The 15,885-nt window shown below is 63.6% G+C and carries 18 protein-coding genes; 10 read left to right on the top strand and 8 right to left on the bottom strand.

Translation table 11 applies throughout. The annotated features are described in order from the left end of the window. Positions 1-95 precede the first annotated feature (95 nt). The 6 genes from K3725_RS06055 to K3725_RS06030 all read left to right on the top strand — a co-directional run bounded on the left by K3725_RS06055 (position 96) and on the right by K3725_RS06030 (position 4,890). On the top strand, positions 96-683 hold the full coding sequence (locus K3725_RS06055; RefSeq protein ID WP_260017926.1) for a DUF2199 domain-containing protein: 588 nt from the start codon (positions 96-98) through the stop codon (positions 681-683). Between the two features lie 157 nt (positions 684-840). Further along, a complete protein-coding gene (locus K3725_RS06050) occupies positions 841-1,101 on the top strand; it encodes a hypothetical protein (protein ID WP_260017925.1) in 261 nt (86 codons plus the stop codon). Positions 1,102-1,216: 115 nt separating this feature from the next. Beyond that, positions 1,217-1,864: an SDR family oxidoreductase gene (locus K3725_RS06045; protein WP_260017924.1), complete on the top strand. Its 648-nt coding sequence runs from the start codon at positions 1,217-1,219 to the stop codon at positions 1,862-1,864. Positions 1,865-2,098: 234 nt separating this feature from the next. Beyond that, positions 2,099-2,893: a 5'/3'-nucleotidase SurE gene (gene surE / locus K3725_RS06040; RefSeq protein ID WP_260017923.1), complete on the top strand. Its 795-nt coding sequence runs from the start codon at positions 2,099-2,101 to the stop codon at positions 2,891-2,893. Beyond that, positions 2,890-3,537 (top strand): protein-L-isoaspartate(D-aspartate) O-methyltransferase, encoded by a 648-nt coding sequence (locus tag K3725_RS06035; protein WP_260017922.1) that lies wholly within the window; start codon positions 2,890-2,892, stop codon positions 3,535-3,537. Before surE ends, K3725_RS06035 begins: the two co-directional genes overlap by 4 nt. A gap of 102 nt (positions 3,538-3,639) precedes the next feature. After that, positions 3,640-4,890 (top strand): LysM peptidoglycan-binding domain-containing protein, encoded by a 1,251-nt coding sequence (locus K3725_RS06030; protein ID WP_260017921.1) that lies wholly within the window; start codon positions 3,640-3,642, stop codon positions 4,888-4,890. 74 nt (positions 4,891-4,964) lie between these two features. On the opposite strand, the gene K3725_RS06025 is transcribed toward K3725_RS06030, so the two are convergent. Then, positions 4,965-5,807 carry an ATP-binding protein gene (locus K3725_RS06025; RefSeq protein WP_260017920.1) on the bottom strand — a complete coding sequence of 281 codons (843 nt, stop codon included), beginning with the start codon at positions 5,805-5,807 and terminating at the stop codon, positions 4,965-4,967. 118 nt (positions 5,808-5,925) lie between these two features. Here K3725_RS06025 and K3725_RS06020 point away from each other — a divergent pair, with 118 nt between their 5' ends. Further along, positions 5,926-7,098 carry an adenylate/guanylate cyclase domain-containing protein gene (locus K3725_RS06020; RefSeq protein WP_260017919.1) on the top strand — a complete coding sequence of 391 codons (1,173 nt, stop codon included), beginning with the start codon at positions 5,926-5,928 and terminating at the stop codon, positions 7,096-7,098. A 62-nt stretch (positions 7,099-7,160) separates the two neighbouring features. Here the strand turns inward: K3725_RS06020 and K3725_RS06015 are convergent, their stop codons facing one another. Further along, a complete protein-coding gene (locus K3725_RS06015; RefSeq protein ID WP_260017918.1) occupies positions 7,161-7,802 on the bottom strand; it encodes a hypothetical protein in 642 nt (213 codons plus the stop codon). 268 nt (positions 7,803-8,070) lie between these two features. Further along, positions 8,071-8,688: a TetR/AcrR family transcriptional regulator gene (locus K3725_RS06010; protein WP_260017917.1), complete on the bottom strand. Its 618-nt coding sequence runs from the start codon at positions 8,686-8,688 to the stop codon at positions 8,071-8,073. A 225-nt stretch (positions 8,689-8,913) separates the two neighbouring features. Here K3725_RS06010 and K3725_RS06005 point away from each other — a divergent pair, with 225 nt between their 5' ends. Further along, the gene (locus K3725_RS06005; RefSeq protein WP_260017916.1) at positions 8,914-10,602 is read left to right on the top strand and encodes an amidohydrolase; all 1,689 of its coding nucleotides are present in this window, start codon (positions 8,914-8,916) and stop codon (positions 10,600-10,602) included. Positions 10,603-10,821: 219 nt separating this feature from the next. On the opposite strand, the gene tatC is transcribed toward K3725_RS06005, so the two are convergent. From tatC to K3725_RS05990, 3 genes are read right to left on the bottom strand one after another with little or no spacing between them, the layout of a single operon-like run. Then, complete coding sequence (tatC, locus tag K3725_RS06000; RefSeq protein WP_260017915.1) at positions 10,822-11,712, bottom strand: twin-arginine translocase subunit TatC; 891 nt, start codon at positions 11,710-11,712, stop codon at positions 10,822-10,824. Next, the gene (tatB, locus tag K3725_RS05995) at positions 11,709-12,185 is read right to left on the bottom strand and encodes a Sec-independent protein translocase protein TatB (protein ID WP_260017914.1); all 477 of its coding nucleotides are present in this window, start codon (positions 12,183-12,185) and stop codon (positions 11,709-11,711) included. The genes tatC and tatB overlap by 4 nt, the downstream gene beginning before the upstream one ends. Before the next feature lie 6 nt (positions 12,186-12,191). Then, entirely contained in the window at positions 12,192-12,419 is a 228-nt protein-coding gene (locus K3725_RS05990) for a twin-arginine translocase TatA/TatE family subunit (protein ID WP_260017913.1), read from the bottom strand. Between the two features lie 274 nt (positions 12,420-12,693). On the opposite strand from K3725_RS05990, the gene K3725_RS05985 reads away from it, so the two are divergent. Together K3725_RS05985 and K3725_RS05980 are read left to right on the top strand one after the other, a co-directional pair. Then, positions 12,694-13,002 (top strand): hypothetical protein, encoded by a 309-nt coding sequence (locus K3725_RS05985; RefSeq protein WP_260017912.1) that lies wholly within the window; start codon positions 12,694-12,696, stop codon positions 13,000-13,002. 101 nt (positions 13,003-13,103) lie between these two features. Further along, entirely contained in the window at positions 13,104-13,784 is a 681-nt protein-coding gene (locus K3725_RS05980; RefSeq protein WP_260017911.1) for a YafY family protein, read from the top strand. A gap of 61 nt (positions 13,785-13,845) precedes the next feature. Here K3725_RS05980 and K3725_RS05975 read toward each other — a convergent pair whose 3' ends face one another. Together K3725_RS05975 and K3725_RS05970 are read right to left on the bottom strand one after the other, a co-directional pair. After that, entirely contained in the window at positions 13,846-14,697 is an 852-nt protein-coding gene (locus K3725_RS05975; protein ID WP_260017910.1) for a GNAT family N-acetyltransferase, read from the bottom strand. Between the two features lie 42 nt (positions 14,698-14,739). Next, positions 14,740-15,846 (bottom strand): ABC transporter ATP-binding protein, encoded by a 1,107-nt coding sequence (locus K3725_RS05970; RefSeq protein ID WP_260017909.1) that lies wholly within the window; start codon positions 15,844-15,846, stop codon positions 14,740-14,742. Positions 15,847-15,885: the final 39 nt, after the last annotated feature.

Below are 15,885 nucleotides of genomic sequence, written 5' to 3'. Positions count from 1 at the left end.
GCCAACAGGGGTTTGAACTTTGGCCCGCATGCGTCTATGAGGGCCCGGAACTTTGCATGGGGAGGCGCTGGCCGTGATGGCCCGCGCCTTTTCCTATGCTCCTGACGAAAGGCCGCCCCTTGGACGCGCATCTTGCCCGCATGCTGACTTCTCCGCGCCAGTGCCGCTGCTGCGGCGCGACTTTCGCGCAATTGCTCAGCCTTAGCTGCGACCGGCCCGACACCTGTTCCGAGGACATGGAGGTGGAGGACAACTCTGCCGTTCTGGCGACCCGCGGCGATATCCTGACCGAGGACTTCTGCCGCCTTGGCGATCTGCGCTTTGTCCGCGCGGTTCTGGCAATTCCATTGAACGGCACCCGCGGCGAGGAGTTCATCCTGGGCACCTGGGCCAGCCTCAGCCGCGATGATTTCGACGCCTATCTCGACCTCTTTGAGATGCGCGAGACCGACAAGCTGGGCGACCGCCCGGCCTGGCTCGCCAATGCCATCCCGCCGGACATGCCGCTGCCTGCGGGCTGCATGCTGGAAATGCGCCCCGGCGGCCAGTACCCGGAGCTGAAAGTCACCGAACAGAACCACCCGCTCTACCCGCTGCAGAAAGACGGCGCAGAGCTGGAGGAGCTGCTGGAGCTGCTCTATGCCTACGGGCACGACCTGCCGTCGCTGGTCTATGACGCCTGAGTCATGATGCAAGGCCCGGTGCAAGCAGCCTGACGCGGGGCCGTCGGCGGTCCTCCACTCAGCCAACTGCAGCTTTCCGCCGAGGCCTGCCCTGCCCGCTTGAAACAGCAGCGGCCGCACGCCAGATGCCATCCGGACAAACAAGGGGCAGACGAAGATGGCGAACGAGCAGACCTCCGCCAAGGTGGCGGGGCTGGCAACCCAGACCAATGCAGTGAACCGCAGCAACCTGAGCCTGCTGGGGGTCTACGGGCCGGAAAACAGCATGAGCGCGCTGATCCGCCTGCCCTCCGGGCGCACCCGCGAGGTGAAGCGCGGCACCAGGCTGTCGCAGGGCCAGGTGATTGCCATCGACGCCCATGGCCTGGTGCTGAACCAGCGCGGCGAAACCCGGCGCCTGGAGATGCCGGGCAGCTGAGCAGGCGGGCTGCGGCGCAAATTTCTTCCAGGAAATCTGCCAGGGATTTTCGAAAATCCCCGGCGCTGCCTTCCGCCTCTTGACCTGCCCGCGCGGGCGGCCCAAGAAGGCGGCCATGACAGACAAAATCGCTCTCATCACCGGTGCATCGCGCGGCCTGGGCTCGGCCCTGGCCGAGGCGCTTGCGCCCACCCATCACATCGTTGCCGTCGCCCGCACCACCGGCGCGCTGGAAGAACTGGACGACCGCATCAAGGCGGCGGGCGGCTCTGCCACCCTGGCGCCGATGGACATCACCGTGCCGGAGGCGATGGCGACGCTCTGCCGCGGCATCCATGACCGTTGGGGCAAGCTGGACCTGTGGCTGCACACCGCGATCCATGCCACTGCCCTGTGCCCGGCGCCGTCGGTTGCGCCCAAGGACTGGACCAGGGCCGTGGCGGTCAACGCCACCGCGACCTCGGTGCTGATCCCCTATGTGGCGCCGCTGCTGGGTCAGTCGGGCCGCGCGGTGTTCTTTGACGACGCACGCGCGGGCGAGAAGTTCTACGGCACCTATGGCGCCACCAAGGCGGCGCAGATGGCGCTGGCCCGCAGCTGGCAGGCCGAGACAGAGCGCACAGGCCCGCGGGTTCGGATCCTGGAGCCGCAGCCGATGGCCACCGCGCTGCGCGCCCGCTTCCATCCGGGCGAGGACCGTGATGCGCTGACCCCGATCCAGGACGAGGCCGCGCGCCTGCTGCCGCTGATCCTGGCGGACTGACCTCTCAGACCGGCCCGCGCCGCGCTCCTGCGCGGCGCCCGGCCCAAGGCTTTGGGCGGCATCTTTGGATGCAGGCCAAAGGCGCGGGAGCGCTCCCCGCCTCTCCCGTCCGTCCCGCCTGTTGCCTCCCTGCCCCGCTTTGCCGCGGATCCGGCTTCTCCCTGCGAAATCCTTGCCCCCTTCAGGTGCAGGTCCTATTCAATCGAAAACCCGGTTGAAGACGGCAGGCACCCCATGCGCATTCTGATCACCAATGACGACGGCATCAGCGCCGAAGGGCTCAAGGTTCTGGACGCCATTGCCCATGAGGTCGCGGGACCCGGCGGTGAGGTCTGGACCGTGGCGCCCGCGTTTGAGCAGTCCGGCGTCGGCCACTGCATCAGCTACACCCGCCCCACCATGCTGAGCCAGCTGGGCGAACGCCGCTTTGCCGCAGAAGGCTCGCCCGCCGACTGCGTGCTGGCGGGCATCCATGTGGCGATGCACGACCAGAAACCGGACCTGGTGCTGTCTGGCGTGAACCGCGGCAACAACTCGGCTGAGAATGCGCTGTATTCCGGCACCCTGGGCGGCGCGATGGAGGCGGCGCTGCAGGGCATCCCGGCGATGGCGCTGTCGCAATACTACGGCCCCGCCAACCGCGAGACGGATAATCCGTTTGAGGCCGCCGCCGTGCATGGCGCGGCGCTGGTGAAGAAGATCCTGGCGGCCCAGCCGCAGGACAACCAGGACTACCGGCTGTTCTACAACATCAACTTCCCGCCGGTGCCGGCGGCGGATGTGAAGGGCGCCCGCGTCGCGCCGCAGGGCTTCCGCCGCGGCAGCCATTTCTCTGCCGAGGAGCAGCTGTCGCCTACAGGACGGCGCTATTTGTGGATCCGCGGCGGCAACCAGCATGTGGAAACAGAGCCGGGCTCTGATGCGGCGATGAACCTGGACGGCTATATTTCCGTCACCCCGATGCGCGCTGATCTGACCGCACGGGACGCAATGGACGCGCTGAAAGCGATCGAGGGCTCTGACGCATGAGCGGCCCCGACGCGCAAACCAAGATGCAATTCGTCTACTCCGTGCGCTCGCGCGGGGTGACCGACCAGAAGGTGCTGGAGGCGATCGAGGAGATAGACCGCGGGCTGTTCGTGCGCGGCATCTTTGCGGAACGCGCCTATGAGGACGTGCCGCTGCCGATTGCCTGCGGCCAGACCATATCGCAGCCTTCCGTGGTGGGCATGATGACCCAGGCGCTGCAGGTCAGCCCCCGCGATACAGTGCTGGAGGTCGGCACCGGCTCCGGCTACCAGGCGGCGATCCTGTCTAAACTGGCGCGCCGCGTCTATACCATCGACCGCCATGCCCGGCTGGTGCGCGAGGCGCGGATGGTGTTTGAGCAGCTGCAGCTGGCCAATGTGACCTCGCTGGTCGGCGATGGCAGCCACGGGCTCAGCGAACAGGCGCCGTTTGACCGCATCATCGTGACCGCCGCCGCCGAAGACCCGCCCGGGCCGCTGCTGGCGCAGCTCAAGACGGGCGGCATCATGGTGCTGCCGGTGGGCCAGTCGGATCACGTCCAGACCCTAATCCGGGTCCGCAAGACAGAGGACGGGCTGGAGTATGACGAGTTGCGCCCGGTGCGCTTCGTTCCCCTGCTTGAGGGCCTGGGGAAAGACACGTAAACTGGCGGCGGAATTCAGCCGTGCCGCAAAAGGCATCGGCTATAGTGATTGACGCGAGAGGATCCCCGCGAAAATGGGGATGCGTGTTTTGAGGAGAGCGAAATGACCCGGATCCCCCCCGCCCGGACCGTGTTCCGCGGCCTGTCCCGTTCGGTGCTGCCCCGGGCCCGGTTGCTGGCCGTACTGCCGCTGGCCGGCGTGCTGGCAGCCTGCCAGAGCCCGCTGGACTATGACCTGCGCGGCCAGATCGGCGGTTTCAACACCACCACTGCTGCGCAATCCGCGACCGCGAACCGCCCGGTACCGGATGCCCGCGGCCTGATCTCCTACCCGTCTTATCAGGTGGCCGTGGCCCAGCGCGGCGACACAGTCGGCGATGTGGCCGCCCGCATCGGCCTGCCCGCGGATGAAGTCGCTAGCTACAACGGCATGCAATCCAGCGACAAGATGCGCCAGGGCGAGGTTCTGGCCTTGCCGCGCCGCGCCCCGGCCAGCCTGCCCGGAAGCGCCGCGCCCGGTTCCGTCGATATCGCCACACTGGCGGGCCAGGCCATCGACAGCGCGCCGCTGACCTCGCCTAATGCGGGCTCCGTAACAACGACCGAAATCCAGCCCGCCCCCAAGCCGCAGCCCGCCAAGGTGCAGTCCGGCCCGGAGCCGGTGCGCCACAAGGTGAAACGCGGCGAGACAGCCTATACCATTTCGCGGCTTTACCAGGTGCCGGTGAAGTCGCTGGCGGAATGGAACGGCCTGGGAAGCGATTTTGCCGTGCGCGAAGGCCAGTACCTGCTGATCCCGCTGAAAGAGCAGCCCGCCGCCAAGGTGACGCCTGCCGCTGCAGCGGCCCCCGTGGTGGTGACAGAGCCGGGCGCAGGGTCCGAGACGCCGGTGCCGCCCAGCGCCAGCAAGCCGCTGCCGGCCGAGAAGGTCGAGCCTGCCGCGGTCAAGCCGGCGGCGGACACCCTGCCCAAGCCGGAACTGCCTGAACCGACCCGCAGCAGCGGCGCGGCAATGGCTTATCCGGTGCAGGGCAAGATCATCAAGACCTACTCAAAGGGCCGCAATGACGGCATCGACATTGCCGGCACCGCCGGGGCGCCGGTGAATGCCGCCGAGGCCGGCACCGTCGCGGCGATCACCAAGGATTCCAGCAATGTGCCGATCGTGGTGATCCGCCACAGTCAGAAGCTGCTGACGGTCTACCAGAACGTCGGCAATATCACCGTGAAGAAGGGCGACAGCGTGGTCCGCGGCCAGCGCATTGCCTCGCTGCGCGGCGGTGACGACGCCTATGTGCATTTCGAGGTGCGCGATGGTTTCGAGAGCATCGACCCGCTGAACTACCTGAACTGACGGCAGCAACAGCCTGTTAACAAAGAAAAGCCCGGCTGATTAGCCGGGCTTTTCTTTTGACAGGACCGGCGGCCTCAGCGCAAAGCCACCCCGTGCCGCCCGGCCAGGTCGGTGAAAAACTGCCAGGCCACCCGGCCTGAGCGTGCGCCGCGGGTGGCTTGCCATTCGACCGCCTCGGCGCGCAACTCTTCGGCGTCCACCTCGACGCCATAAGCCGCGCAGTAGCCCTCGATCATCGCCAGATACTCGTCCTGATCGCAGGGGTGGAAGCCCAGCCACAGCCCGAAGCGGTCCGACAGCGAGACCTTCTCCTCTACCGCTTCCGACGGGTTGATGGCGCTGGAGCGTTCATTCTCGATCATGTCCCGCGGCATCAGGTGGCGGCGGTTGGAGGTTGCATAGAACACCACGTTTTCCGGCCGCCCCTCGATACCGCCATCCAGCACCGCCTTGAGGCTCTTGTAATGCTGGTCGTCATGGCTGAACGACAGGTCGTCGCAGAACAGGATGAAGCGGTGCTCCGAGCCGCGCAGGTGCCCCAGCAACCGCGCGACCGAAGGCAGATCCTCGCGCTGCAGCTCCACCAGCTTCAGCTGCGGGTGGTCCGCCGCCAGCGCCCCGTGCACGGCTTTCACCAGGCTGGACTTCCCCATCCCCCGCGCGCCCCACAGAAGTGCGTTGTTGGCGGCAAACCCTTGGGCAAAGCGCCGGGTGTTCTCCAGCAGCGTATCGCGGGAGCGGTTGATACCCAACAGCAGGTTCAGATCAATCCGGTTGACCTCTGCCACCGGCTCCAGCCGCTCCGGCCCCACATGCCAGACAAAGGCGCTGGCCGCGTTGAAATCCGGGGTTTCCAGCGGTGCGGGCGACATCCGCTCCAGCGCCTCGGCAATGCGGGTCAATGCGATCTGGTCCATGGGGTGCCTCCCTGCGTTATCGGGCCGTCAGTTGCCGGATTTCAAAGCATGTTCAGGGGCGTGCGGCAAGGGGAAGTCAGTTCTGTTCGACTGCAGGCACTCAGGCTAGTCTGTCCCCATGGACACCATGGACGCACTCTCCCGCTGGATGATGACCGAAGGCCGCTGCTGCGGCGATCCGGTCAAGGTTGTCTCGCATTTCTGCACAACGCTGATCGAGGCCGGCGTGCCGCTATGGCGGGTCAACATCGGGCAGCGCTTCGCGAACCCGCTGCTGATTGCCTGGGGCGTGGTATGGACGCCGGAGGGCGCAGAAAGCTACGATGTCACCCATGATATGATGCTGACGGACAGCTACGTCGGCAGCTCGTTTGAATACATTCTGGCCCACCGCCGCCCGCTGCACAAAAGCCTGCGCGGCCTCGACCCTGAGGCCGACCACATCTCCTATCATGAATTCGCGGAGGCTGGCGGCACCGATTATTATGCCACGCTCCTGTATTACGGCGACGGATCGCTGCATGGCTGCACTTTTGTCACGCAGGCAGACAACGGGTTCACGGCGGAGAACCTAGCGATGATAGAGGCCTCCCTGCCCGGCCTCTCCTGCGCTTTGGAACCCGTCACCATGCGCAAATCGTCACGCAGCCTGCTGCGGACTTATCTCGGCGATGGCCCGTCAGACGCGGTCTGGAACGGCTCCATCAAGCGCGGCGAGCGCACGGCGCTGGAGGCTGTCGTCATGTTCACCGACCTGCGCGGCTTCACCGCCCTCTCCGACAGCGCCAGCGAAGAGGACGTGTTCGACGCCCTGAACATCTATTTCGACGTGGTGGTGCAGGCAGTTGAGGAGGCGGGCGGCGACGTGCTGAAGTTCATGGGCGACGGCATTCTGTCGATCTTCCCCGCCTCTGGCGGCAGCAGCCGCGAGGCCCAATGCCAGCAGGCAGCGCAGGCGGCGCATACGGCGCTCGCCGGGCTCGCCGCGGTGAACACAACCCGCACAGAAACAGGCAAACCGCCGCTGGAGATCGGCATCGGCCTGAATGCGGGCCGCGTCAGCTATGGCAACATCGGCAGCCCCGGCAGGCTGGATTTCACGGTGCTCGGCGCCGCGGTGAACCTGGCGAGCCGGATCGAAGGGCTGACGAAATCCACCGGGCATCCCGTTCTGGCATCCGCTTCTGTCGCCACGGCCGCCCCCGGTCTGTTTGCCAGCTGCGGCCGCCATAATGTGCGCGGGGTTTCCGCTCCGGTAGAGATCTTCTTCCTGCGCGGTGGTGCCACATAGAAAGGCGCGCCGAGCCGGCACGCCATAGTGGCTGCGGAACGCTTTAGCCCGCCCTCCCCGTCTCAATCCGCGGCGAAGCAGTAGAAGTACCCGTTGCCGCCGGTCCCGCGCAGGTTGTCTGCACTGCAGCCGCGCGAGTTATGCGCCGCATTCCACGACGTGTTGCCGCCACCGTGGCGGTCGTGGTGGCCGACCGTGGCGGACCCTTCGCCGTTGGAGGTCCAGTTCGAGCAGGTCTTGTCACCCTCCTGCCAGGGGAAATAGGCGGTGCCGTCTTCCTGAGTGCCGGTCAGAATGTCATGCTCATTCGGATTGTCACCGCGGCCCTTGATGCGGTTGCCGTTCTCATCCACCGCGGTGCGGGCATAGATATTGGGCATGATGTGCAGCTGGTCCAGATCCACAGCAATCAGCTCCCCATTGGCGTTGTACCAGGGGCCGGTGCCGATGCGGGAGCGGGCCGAGATGCCGCGCTTGCCCTCTTCCTGGGTGCTGAGATAGGCGCGCCAGGTGCGGCCCGCGGCGCCCGCTGCCTCTGCCAGGCTGGCGCAATGGGCATCCGCCCCTTCCAGCCCGCCCAGATTGCCGCCATCGCCGAGGCCGACGGAGGTGACAAAAAAACCCATCGGCGGGTCTTCGGCATAAGACGCAGAGGCCAGCGCACAGGCCGCAGAGCAGGTCAGGACAGCAAGAAACTTGTTCATGGAAACCTCCCTTAATCCAGGACTGGCCGCAGGATGCCGTATGGGGTGGAGCAAAGATACGCTGGCGGGCGGGGTTTCACGAAAGAGTGTTGGGGGTGTGGACGTCCTGCCTGCGGCTTGGCCTTACACTTTTGCGGAGATCGACTGAATAGCCTGAAACCGCGAAAGGCAATTGAGCGGGACAAATTGAGCTTTCGCTGCGGGAGCTCCAATGTCGGGTCTTGAAAACAGTGCCCCACAACAAGGCATTATCCTGAATCATTGGCGCTTACTGATGCGTGTCGCCAGCTACCCGCGTGGCTTTTAGGATTTTCAGCACGAACGCTGAGACGGTTTCGGCAGTTGTCGCAACTTGATCCTGTACTATTCCACTATTGGTCCGATGCGCCGACAGGATAGTTGTCGTCATTCCAAGTCGGGCCAACGTCACGTCATGAAAGTCCACCTCCTGGAAAACGCCCTGGGACTCACCGCTCTTGAAAATTGCGGCTTCGGCCGTGTTCAAGGCGGAGATTTTTTCAGCGATGTGGCGCAGGGGACCGAGTTTCGCCTTTAATTGCTGATGGGCCATCAGCAAATGCGCGGCTGCGGGATTTTCGGCCAGAAGCATTGTGTGCTCCTTGCAAAGTTCCCTCACAGCCCGTTCTGGTGGCAGCGTGCTTATCGCCGCGTAGACCTCAAGGAGATCGTCGAGATGTTCTTCCAGGATTGCCGCCAGCAAGTCTTCCAAACTTGCAAAGTGATTGTAAACCGAAGGGGCTGACACACCGGCCTGTCGAGCGATCTCTCTCAGCTTCACTCCCTCAGGTCCAAAATCTACGAACAGCGCCTTGGCGATCTCAATGAGTTCCTTGCTGCGCTCAGCGGACGGCAACCTTTGGTTCATTACACTACTTTCGCATTCTTCGTGCTTGACAGATACTAACAGTGTTAATAAGCGTCAAGTTAACACCGTTAATAAGTTATCGGGTCGCTGAATGATACCTGCCTCCGCCAATACAAAGATCCCAGCCCAATAGATGCTCATCACTCCGGCAGAACAGCTCCTTAAAGACCAGTCTTTCCACATTCGCTCCTAAGTCAAAACTAAGCATCCCCAGGAGAACGAAAGATGAAACTTCCTCGTCTCTTTCCAAGCCTCACACAATCGGTTGCCCTACTCGCGTCAGTCTCGCTGTGCAGCGCCGCGTTCGCGGATGACTACATCTTCACAAACGCCAAGGTCTACACTGTGGATCAAGCGCAGCCTTGGGCAGAGGCGGTGGTTGTGGACGACAACCGGATTACTTTCGTGGGTGATGCCAATTCTGCACTGACATACCGCAACGAGGACACACAGGTCATTGACGTAGATGGGCGTATGATGATGCCGGGTCTGAACGACATTCATACCCATCCCGGAGTGGCTGGCCTCGCCACAGCGCTCGGGGTGATCCTGACGCCGAACATGCGCATCGGTGACTATCAGGACGCTGTCAAACAATATGCGGACGCCAACCCGGATGCGCCAGTCATCGCTGGGTTTGGATATATACCGCCCGTCTTTGGTCCCGCCGGGCCGTCAAAGGAGATGTTGGATACTGTTGTCCCGGATCGCCCTGTCTTTATCATTTCCGGATTTGGCCACAGTGCTTGGGCCAACAGCAAGGCGCTGGAGGTCTTGAATATCACGCGCGACACGCCTGACCCTGTTCCTGGCGCGCATTTCTATCGTCGGGACAGCAACGGCGAGCCAACAGGCCACCTGGTTGAAGGCGCGGCGTTCTGGTCACATCTCAGCGCGCTTGGACTTGGCACCCCCGAGCAGTTCCTTGCCGGGTATCAACGGGTTCTTCCGGACTTTGCGACCGTCGGCATCACTTCCCTGTTCGACGCAGGCACGCCGTCGGTTCAGGAAAACGCCTACATCGCTTTGCGAGAACTAGAAGCGGGCGGGCAACTCAACATCCGCTATAACGGTTCTTTCTACGTGATTGATGGAACCGATGCAGATGTGGCCGTCGCAGAGGCCAAAAGGCTTCGGGACACCTACGACAGCGATCTGCTGAAGATTACCGGCATCAAGGTCTCTAACGATGGACAATCACCTGATCCGTCGAAATCTCACCTTTTGTTCGACAGCGCGCAATTGAGCGACATCTTCACGCGGATTGCCGAGGCTGATCTCAACGTAATGGTGCATGCCACAACGCCCTTTACCGTCACTCAGACGCTTGATGGTATGGAAACGGCCAGGGCAGCCCAACCGGACACGGAAAGCCGGTTCATCATCACCCACATGGACCCGATCATGAAATCCGACTTCCCGCGTTTTGCGGAACTGGGTGTCATTGGCGCGGTGAATTTCGAAGGCAACAACTTGAACTTCCAACACCGCAATCCTGCTGTGTTTGAGGACGACACGCTGATGGTTGGCACGGCGCGCTCATTTATCGAAGCGGGCGTGGTCCTGACCAGTGGCAGTGACTTTCCGGCCTGCGGGCGCCCGATCACCGGATGCACTCCATTTCATGCAATGGAAGTCGGACTGACACGCTTGGGACTTGGACAGACAGAGGGCGATCCGATGGCCCCGGCAGAGGAAAGCATCAGCCTTGAGCAATCCATCCAAGCTTACACCATGTCCGCTGCTTATCAGATGGGCCAGGAAGACGACCTAGGCTCAATCTCAGTGGGCAAACTGGCTGATATGATTGTGCTGGATCGAAACTTGTTCGAAACCGAACCGCATACCATTCATGAAACGAAGGTCTTGATGACAATGTTGAATGGCCGGATCGTTCATAATCTTCTGCCTTAAAGCGCGGCAACAACGCAACAAAATCGATTATCCGCAGCGTCGCACGACGTTGCGGAAATTTGTTTGTGAATAATTGGCGGAACTGTAGCTGGGAAACGGCAACCCGACATTCGTTGATTGCGCAGCATCGGTCAAGTTGGGCTCATTGCAGACCAGCACTTCCAATAAAAAGCGCGCCCTCTCAGGCGCGCTTTTCCATTTCAAACCGTTTCAGGCCCTTCAGCCCTTGCCGTCCTCGGCCTCGGCAGGCACCGGATCATCCGGATGGGCCTCCATCTCCTCGTCGTCATAGTAGCCCTCCGCGCGCAGCTTCGCCTCGCGCTTGGCCTCCACCCGGCGGACCAGGAAGATTGAGATCTCGTAAAGCCCGTAGACCACCACAAACAGGATGATCTGGGTGATCACATCCGGCGGCGTCACCAGGGCCGCCAGCACCAGGATCGCCACCACCGCATATTTGCGGACAGATCCCAGGCCGTCGGCGCTGACCAGCCCGGCCTTACCCATCAGGGTCAGCAGAACCGGCAGCTGGAAGCACAGGCCAAAGGCCACGATGAACTTGATCGTCAGGTTCAGATACTCCTGGGCGGAGCCCTGGAACACCACGCTGAGACCCTGGTTCACTTCCTCGCCGACCACCGCCTCGCCGCCGGAACCGAACTGCTGGAAACCGAGGAAGAAGTCATAGGCCAGAGGCGTGACCACATAGAAGGCAAAGCTGGCGCCCAAGAGGAACATGAAGGGCGACGCAACCAGGAAAGGCAGGAACGCCCCCTTCTCGGATTTATACAGCCCCGGCGCCACAAACCGCCACATCTGGAACCCGATATAGGGAAACGCCAGGATGAAACCGCCCAGGAAGGAGATCTTGATCGCGACGAAGAAGCCTTCCTGCGGGCTGATGAAGATCAGCGCGCAATCCTGCCCGCTCTCGGCCAGCACCTGGCACAGCGGCGCGGTCAGGAAGTTGAACACCGGCGTCGCCACGGTGAAGCAGATCACCATGCCAGCGATGAAAGCCAGCACCGAATGGATGAGCCGCGTGCGCAGCTCGGCCAGATGCTCGATCAGCGGCGCGGTTGAGTCGTCGATCTCATCCGTCTTGCTCATGACTTGGCCTCTTCTTCCTTCGCTGCCGCAGGTTTCAGCGCCGCCTCGGCAGCTTCCGCCTTAGCCAGCGCCTCCTCCGCCTCGCGCGCCTTGCGCTCGGCTGCGGCACGCGCTGTCGACGCCTGGATCTTCTTGGCGTCTTCCGCGCGCTCAGCCGCCAGCTTGCCGGTCTCGCTTTCGGGGTCGTATTTGGTGGGGTCGATCGACGACGCCATCTCCTGCGCGGCTTGCTTGACCCCGTCCATGGCGGTGCTCATCGGGTTCGACGCAGCCTTCAGCCCCTTGGCGACCTCATTGACCCCGGCCTCATCCGCCGCGTCATGCATCGCACGGCTGAACTCGCGCGCCATCCCCTTGGCCTTGCCGACAAACCGCCCCACATTGCGGAACAGCACCGGCAGGTCCTTGGGGCCGACGACGATCAGCGCGACAACGCCGATGACCAGCAGTTCGGTCCACCCAAGATCGAACATCCGCGCTTAGGCCTTGTCTTTTTCGGTCGCAGATTCGGCTCCCGGGGTGACGTCCTTGGCGGCGTCAGCGGCGTCCTGCTCCAGCTCCTTGGTGCCTTCGTTGATGCCCTTCTTGAACGAGGTGATGCCCTTGCCGACTTCCCCCATCAGCGAGGAAATCTTGCCGCGGCCGAACAGGACCAGCACCACGACAGCGATGAGCAGCAGGCCAGGCAGGCCGATGTTGTTGAGCATATGAGTCTCTCCTTACTTGATCCGGCGCAGATTGGCGGCGCCGGTGGAATTGTTCGCTACTTACTTGATCCGGCGCAGATTGGCGGCGCCGGTGGAATTGTTCGCTACGGGTTTAGCGCGGCCGCTGCTTTGAGCGAAAGCAACTCCGCACGCAGAAAGCGCCTGCAAGCGCGGGAATCCGAAGTTTTTGCCGGCCGCCCGCATCCAACTGACAGGTTTATGTCAGTTGCAAGGCGGTAAATCCAGCCCATCACATGAACAAAGGAGAAACGTGATGAGCAAACATGTCGCCGAAATCGTGACCTTCAAACTGGCCGATGGCGTGAGTCCCGCAGATTTCACAGCGCTGATGCAGCGCACCGAGGGCTTCGTGCGCGCCCAGGACGGCTTTGTCACACGCCAGCTCAGCCAGGGCGAGGACGGCAAGTGGACCGACTATGTGGTCTGGAAGGACATGGCAACGGCAAAACAGGTGGCGCAGACCTTCATGCAGCAGGACTTCGCGCCGGAGGTGGCGGCGGCCCTTGCGCCTGACAGTGCCAGCATGCGCCATGAAGAGGTGCTGTGGCAGATGACGCCCTAAGCCTGCCGGGCTGCGCCTGAAGGCCGGAATCACTGCAGGCTGCGCCTGCGGGCCGGGCGCAGCCCTTGACCTCCTCACGCCACCGCGCAAAGGCTAGCCCCATGCGCCGCACCGACCGCCTTTTCGAAATCATCCAGATCCTGCGCGACGGGAAGCTTCACCGCGCCCAGGACATCGCCGAACGGCTGGAGGTCTCCACCCGCACTATCTACCGCGACATGGACACGCTGGTGGCCTCCGGTGTGCCGGTGGAGGGCGAGCGCGGCGTCGGCTACATGGTGCGCGAGCAGATCAGCCTGCCGCCGCTGACCCTAACGCCAGAGGAACTGGAGGCGCTCAACCTTGGCATGGCCATTGTGGCTGAGGCCGCCGATCCGGACCTGAAGGCTGCCGCGCTGTCGCTGGCAGCCAAGGTGGACGCGGTGCTGCCGGAGCAGACCATCGCAGAGGCCGACGCCTGGAAATTCGCGGTCTATCCGTTTTCGGACGCCGCCCGCGCCCTTGCCCATATGCCAACCCTGCGCGCTGCCATCAAAGCGCGCCAGAAACTGCAGCTGACATACCGCCGCATCGACGGCACCCTGACAGAGCGCAAAATCCGCCCGCTGCACATGGAGTACTGGGGCCGGGTCTGGACCCTCACCGCCTGGTGCGAAACCCGCGAGGCCTTCCGGGTGTTCCGGGTCGACCTGATCGAGGACGCCTCTGCCCTGCCCGAGCTGTTCGTGGACGAACCCGGCAAGCGGCTGCAGGATTACGATCCTTACGGAAACTCTGGCTAAGCTCTTTCATCTTTCTCAAAATACTCCGGGGGAGCCGCCAGCGGCGGCGGGGGCAGCGCCCCTAACCCAGCTCGAAGCTCGTCACACCGTAAATCAAATCCGTATCCAGTTGCGGCGCAGGCCCGCGGTACATCCGGGCGGTCTCAAACACCGGCTCCAGCCCCATGCCGCGCGCCAGTTCCACCGCCGCGCCATGGGGCTCCGGCACATCCAGAAACACTTCCTGTCCGGGTGGCAGTTCCTGCAGCAGCCGCGCCAGCACCGCCTTTGCCGCCATGCGGGAGACCGCGACCAGCGGCCCGATCTTGCAACCGTTGCCGCAGGGCCGCAGGGTGCCGAAACCGGCAAGACTCCCGTCCCGGTACGCGGCAACGGAGTGATGCCCCTCTGCCCCAAGCCATTGTCGCCAGAACACCCGGCGCGGCGCTGGAAAGACGCGGGCGTCCAGCGCCTCCAGCTCCGCCGCGGGGGCAGTAAGTGCTGTCACATCATAGTCCTCAGAAACCGCCAGCCCGGCTGACGGCACCCCGCCAAAGCGGATATTGCGGTAGGCAAGCTCAAATCCCGAGCGGCGGTAGTTCTCCTGCTGGTCCACCACCCCGTCAAGGCCGACAACCCTCCCCCCGGCATGGGCCAGCGCCTGCTGCCACAAGGCATACCCGTAACCCTGCCCGCGACACTCCGGCGCCACGATGTAGAAGCCGAGGAAGGCAAACGCCGCGCCGTAGTTCACCACTGAAATGCAGGCGATTATCTGCCCGTCCAGGAACCCGCCCCAGAAGCCTTCCGGATCCACGCTCGCAAAGCAGGCGGCATCCCGGTGGCCGGGGTTCCAGCCTTCGCGCGCGGCCCAGTCCACAGCAGTCTGGATTTCCGCACCCGCCAGCGGCCTGATCTGATAGCTGCCCTGCATCTGCACCTCCCGTTCCGCTGGCTGCAGACTGCCCTCTAACGGTCAGGCAGGAAAGACAAAACAGCGGTTTCGGCGCACTGTCAGCCACATCACCCGGCCGGCCTCCGGCAGGAACACGTTGGGCACCGTCGCCTTGAGCACAGAGCCGTCGAAATCCATCCGGAACTCCACCAGGCTCTCGCTGCCCAGAAAGCGCGCGCGCTCCACCACCGCCCGCGCCGGCACGCCATCGCTGGGGGTCGGCAAAGGCCCCTGGCCGCCGCGGTCGAAGTCGATGCGCAGATGCTGCGGGCGGAACACGATCTCCACCGCGGTTCCATCCGCCACACCGGGGGCCAGGAACTCGCCAAAGGCGGTGCGTGCGAGTGCGCCGTTCACTTCGGCCTTCAGCACGTTCACATCGCTGAAGAAAGACACCGCGGCCTTGTCCGCCGGGTGAGTATAGACGTTGTAGGGCGCACCCTGCTGCACGATCCTGCCGCCGCGCATCAGCGCGATCTCGTCAGCCATGCGCATCGCTTCTTCCGGCTCATGCGTGACCAGCAGAACAGCGGTGTCTTCCTCTTTCAGCAGGCTCAGCGTCTCGTCGCGGATGCCGTCGCGCAGCCGGTTGTCGAGGCCGGAGAACGGCTCATCCATCAGCATGATGCGCGGGCGCGGCGCAATCGCCCGGGCCAGCGCCACCCGCTGCTGCTCGCCGCCCGACAGCTGGTGCGGGTAGCCGTCGATGAAACGCTTGAGCGACACCCGGTTCAACAGTTCCTCGACCCGGGTGCGTTTCTCATCCTTGCTGCCCTTAAGGCCAAAGCCCACGTTGTCAGCGACGCTCAGGTGCGGAAACAGGGCAAAGTCCTGGAACATCAGCCCGATCTCGCGCCGCTCGGGCGGCACCCGGAACACGGTGTCGCAAATCAGCTTGCCATCAACATAAATCTCGCCACTGTCCTGCATCTCCACGCCCGCGATCATCCGCAGGGTGGTGGATTTGCCGCAGCCCGAGGGGCCCAGCAGGCAGGTCACCTGCCCGGCCTGGATCTGCAGCGAGACATCGTCGACCACCGCGCGCCCTTCGAAGAAGCGCCGGAGGTTGCGGATTTCCAGCCGCGGCGGGGCAATCGTGCGGCTGATGCCGGCAGGGGCAGTGTTCATGAGGCCTCGGGCTGTTTCCGATGAAAACGCTTGGGTTCA

This window comes from Leisingera sp. S132, from assembly GCF_025144465.1.
Lineage (GTDB): Bacteria > Pseudomonadota > Alphaproteobacteria > Rhodobacterales > Rhodobacteraceae > Leisingera.
This window is presented reverse-complemented; position numbering and strand designations above follow the sequence as displayed.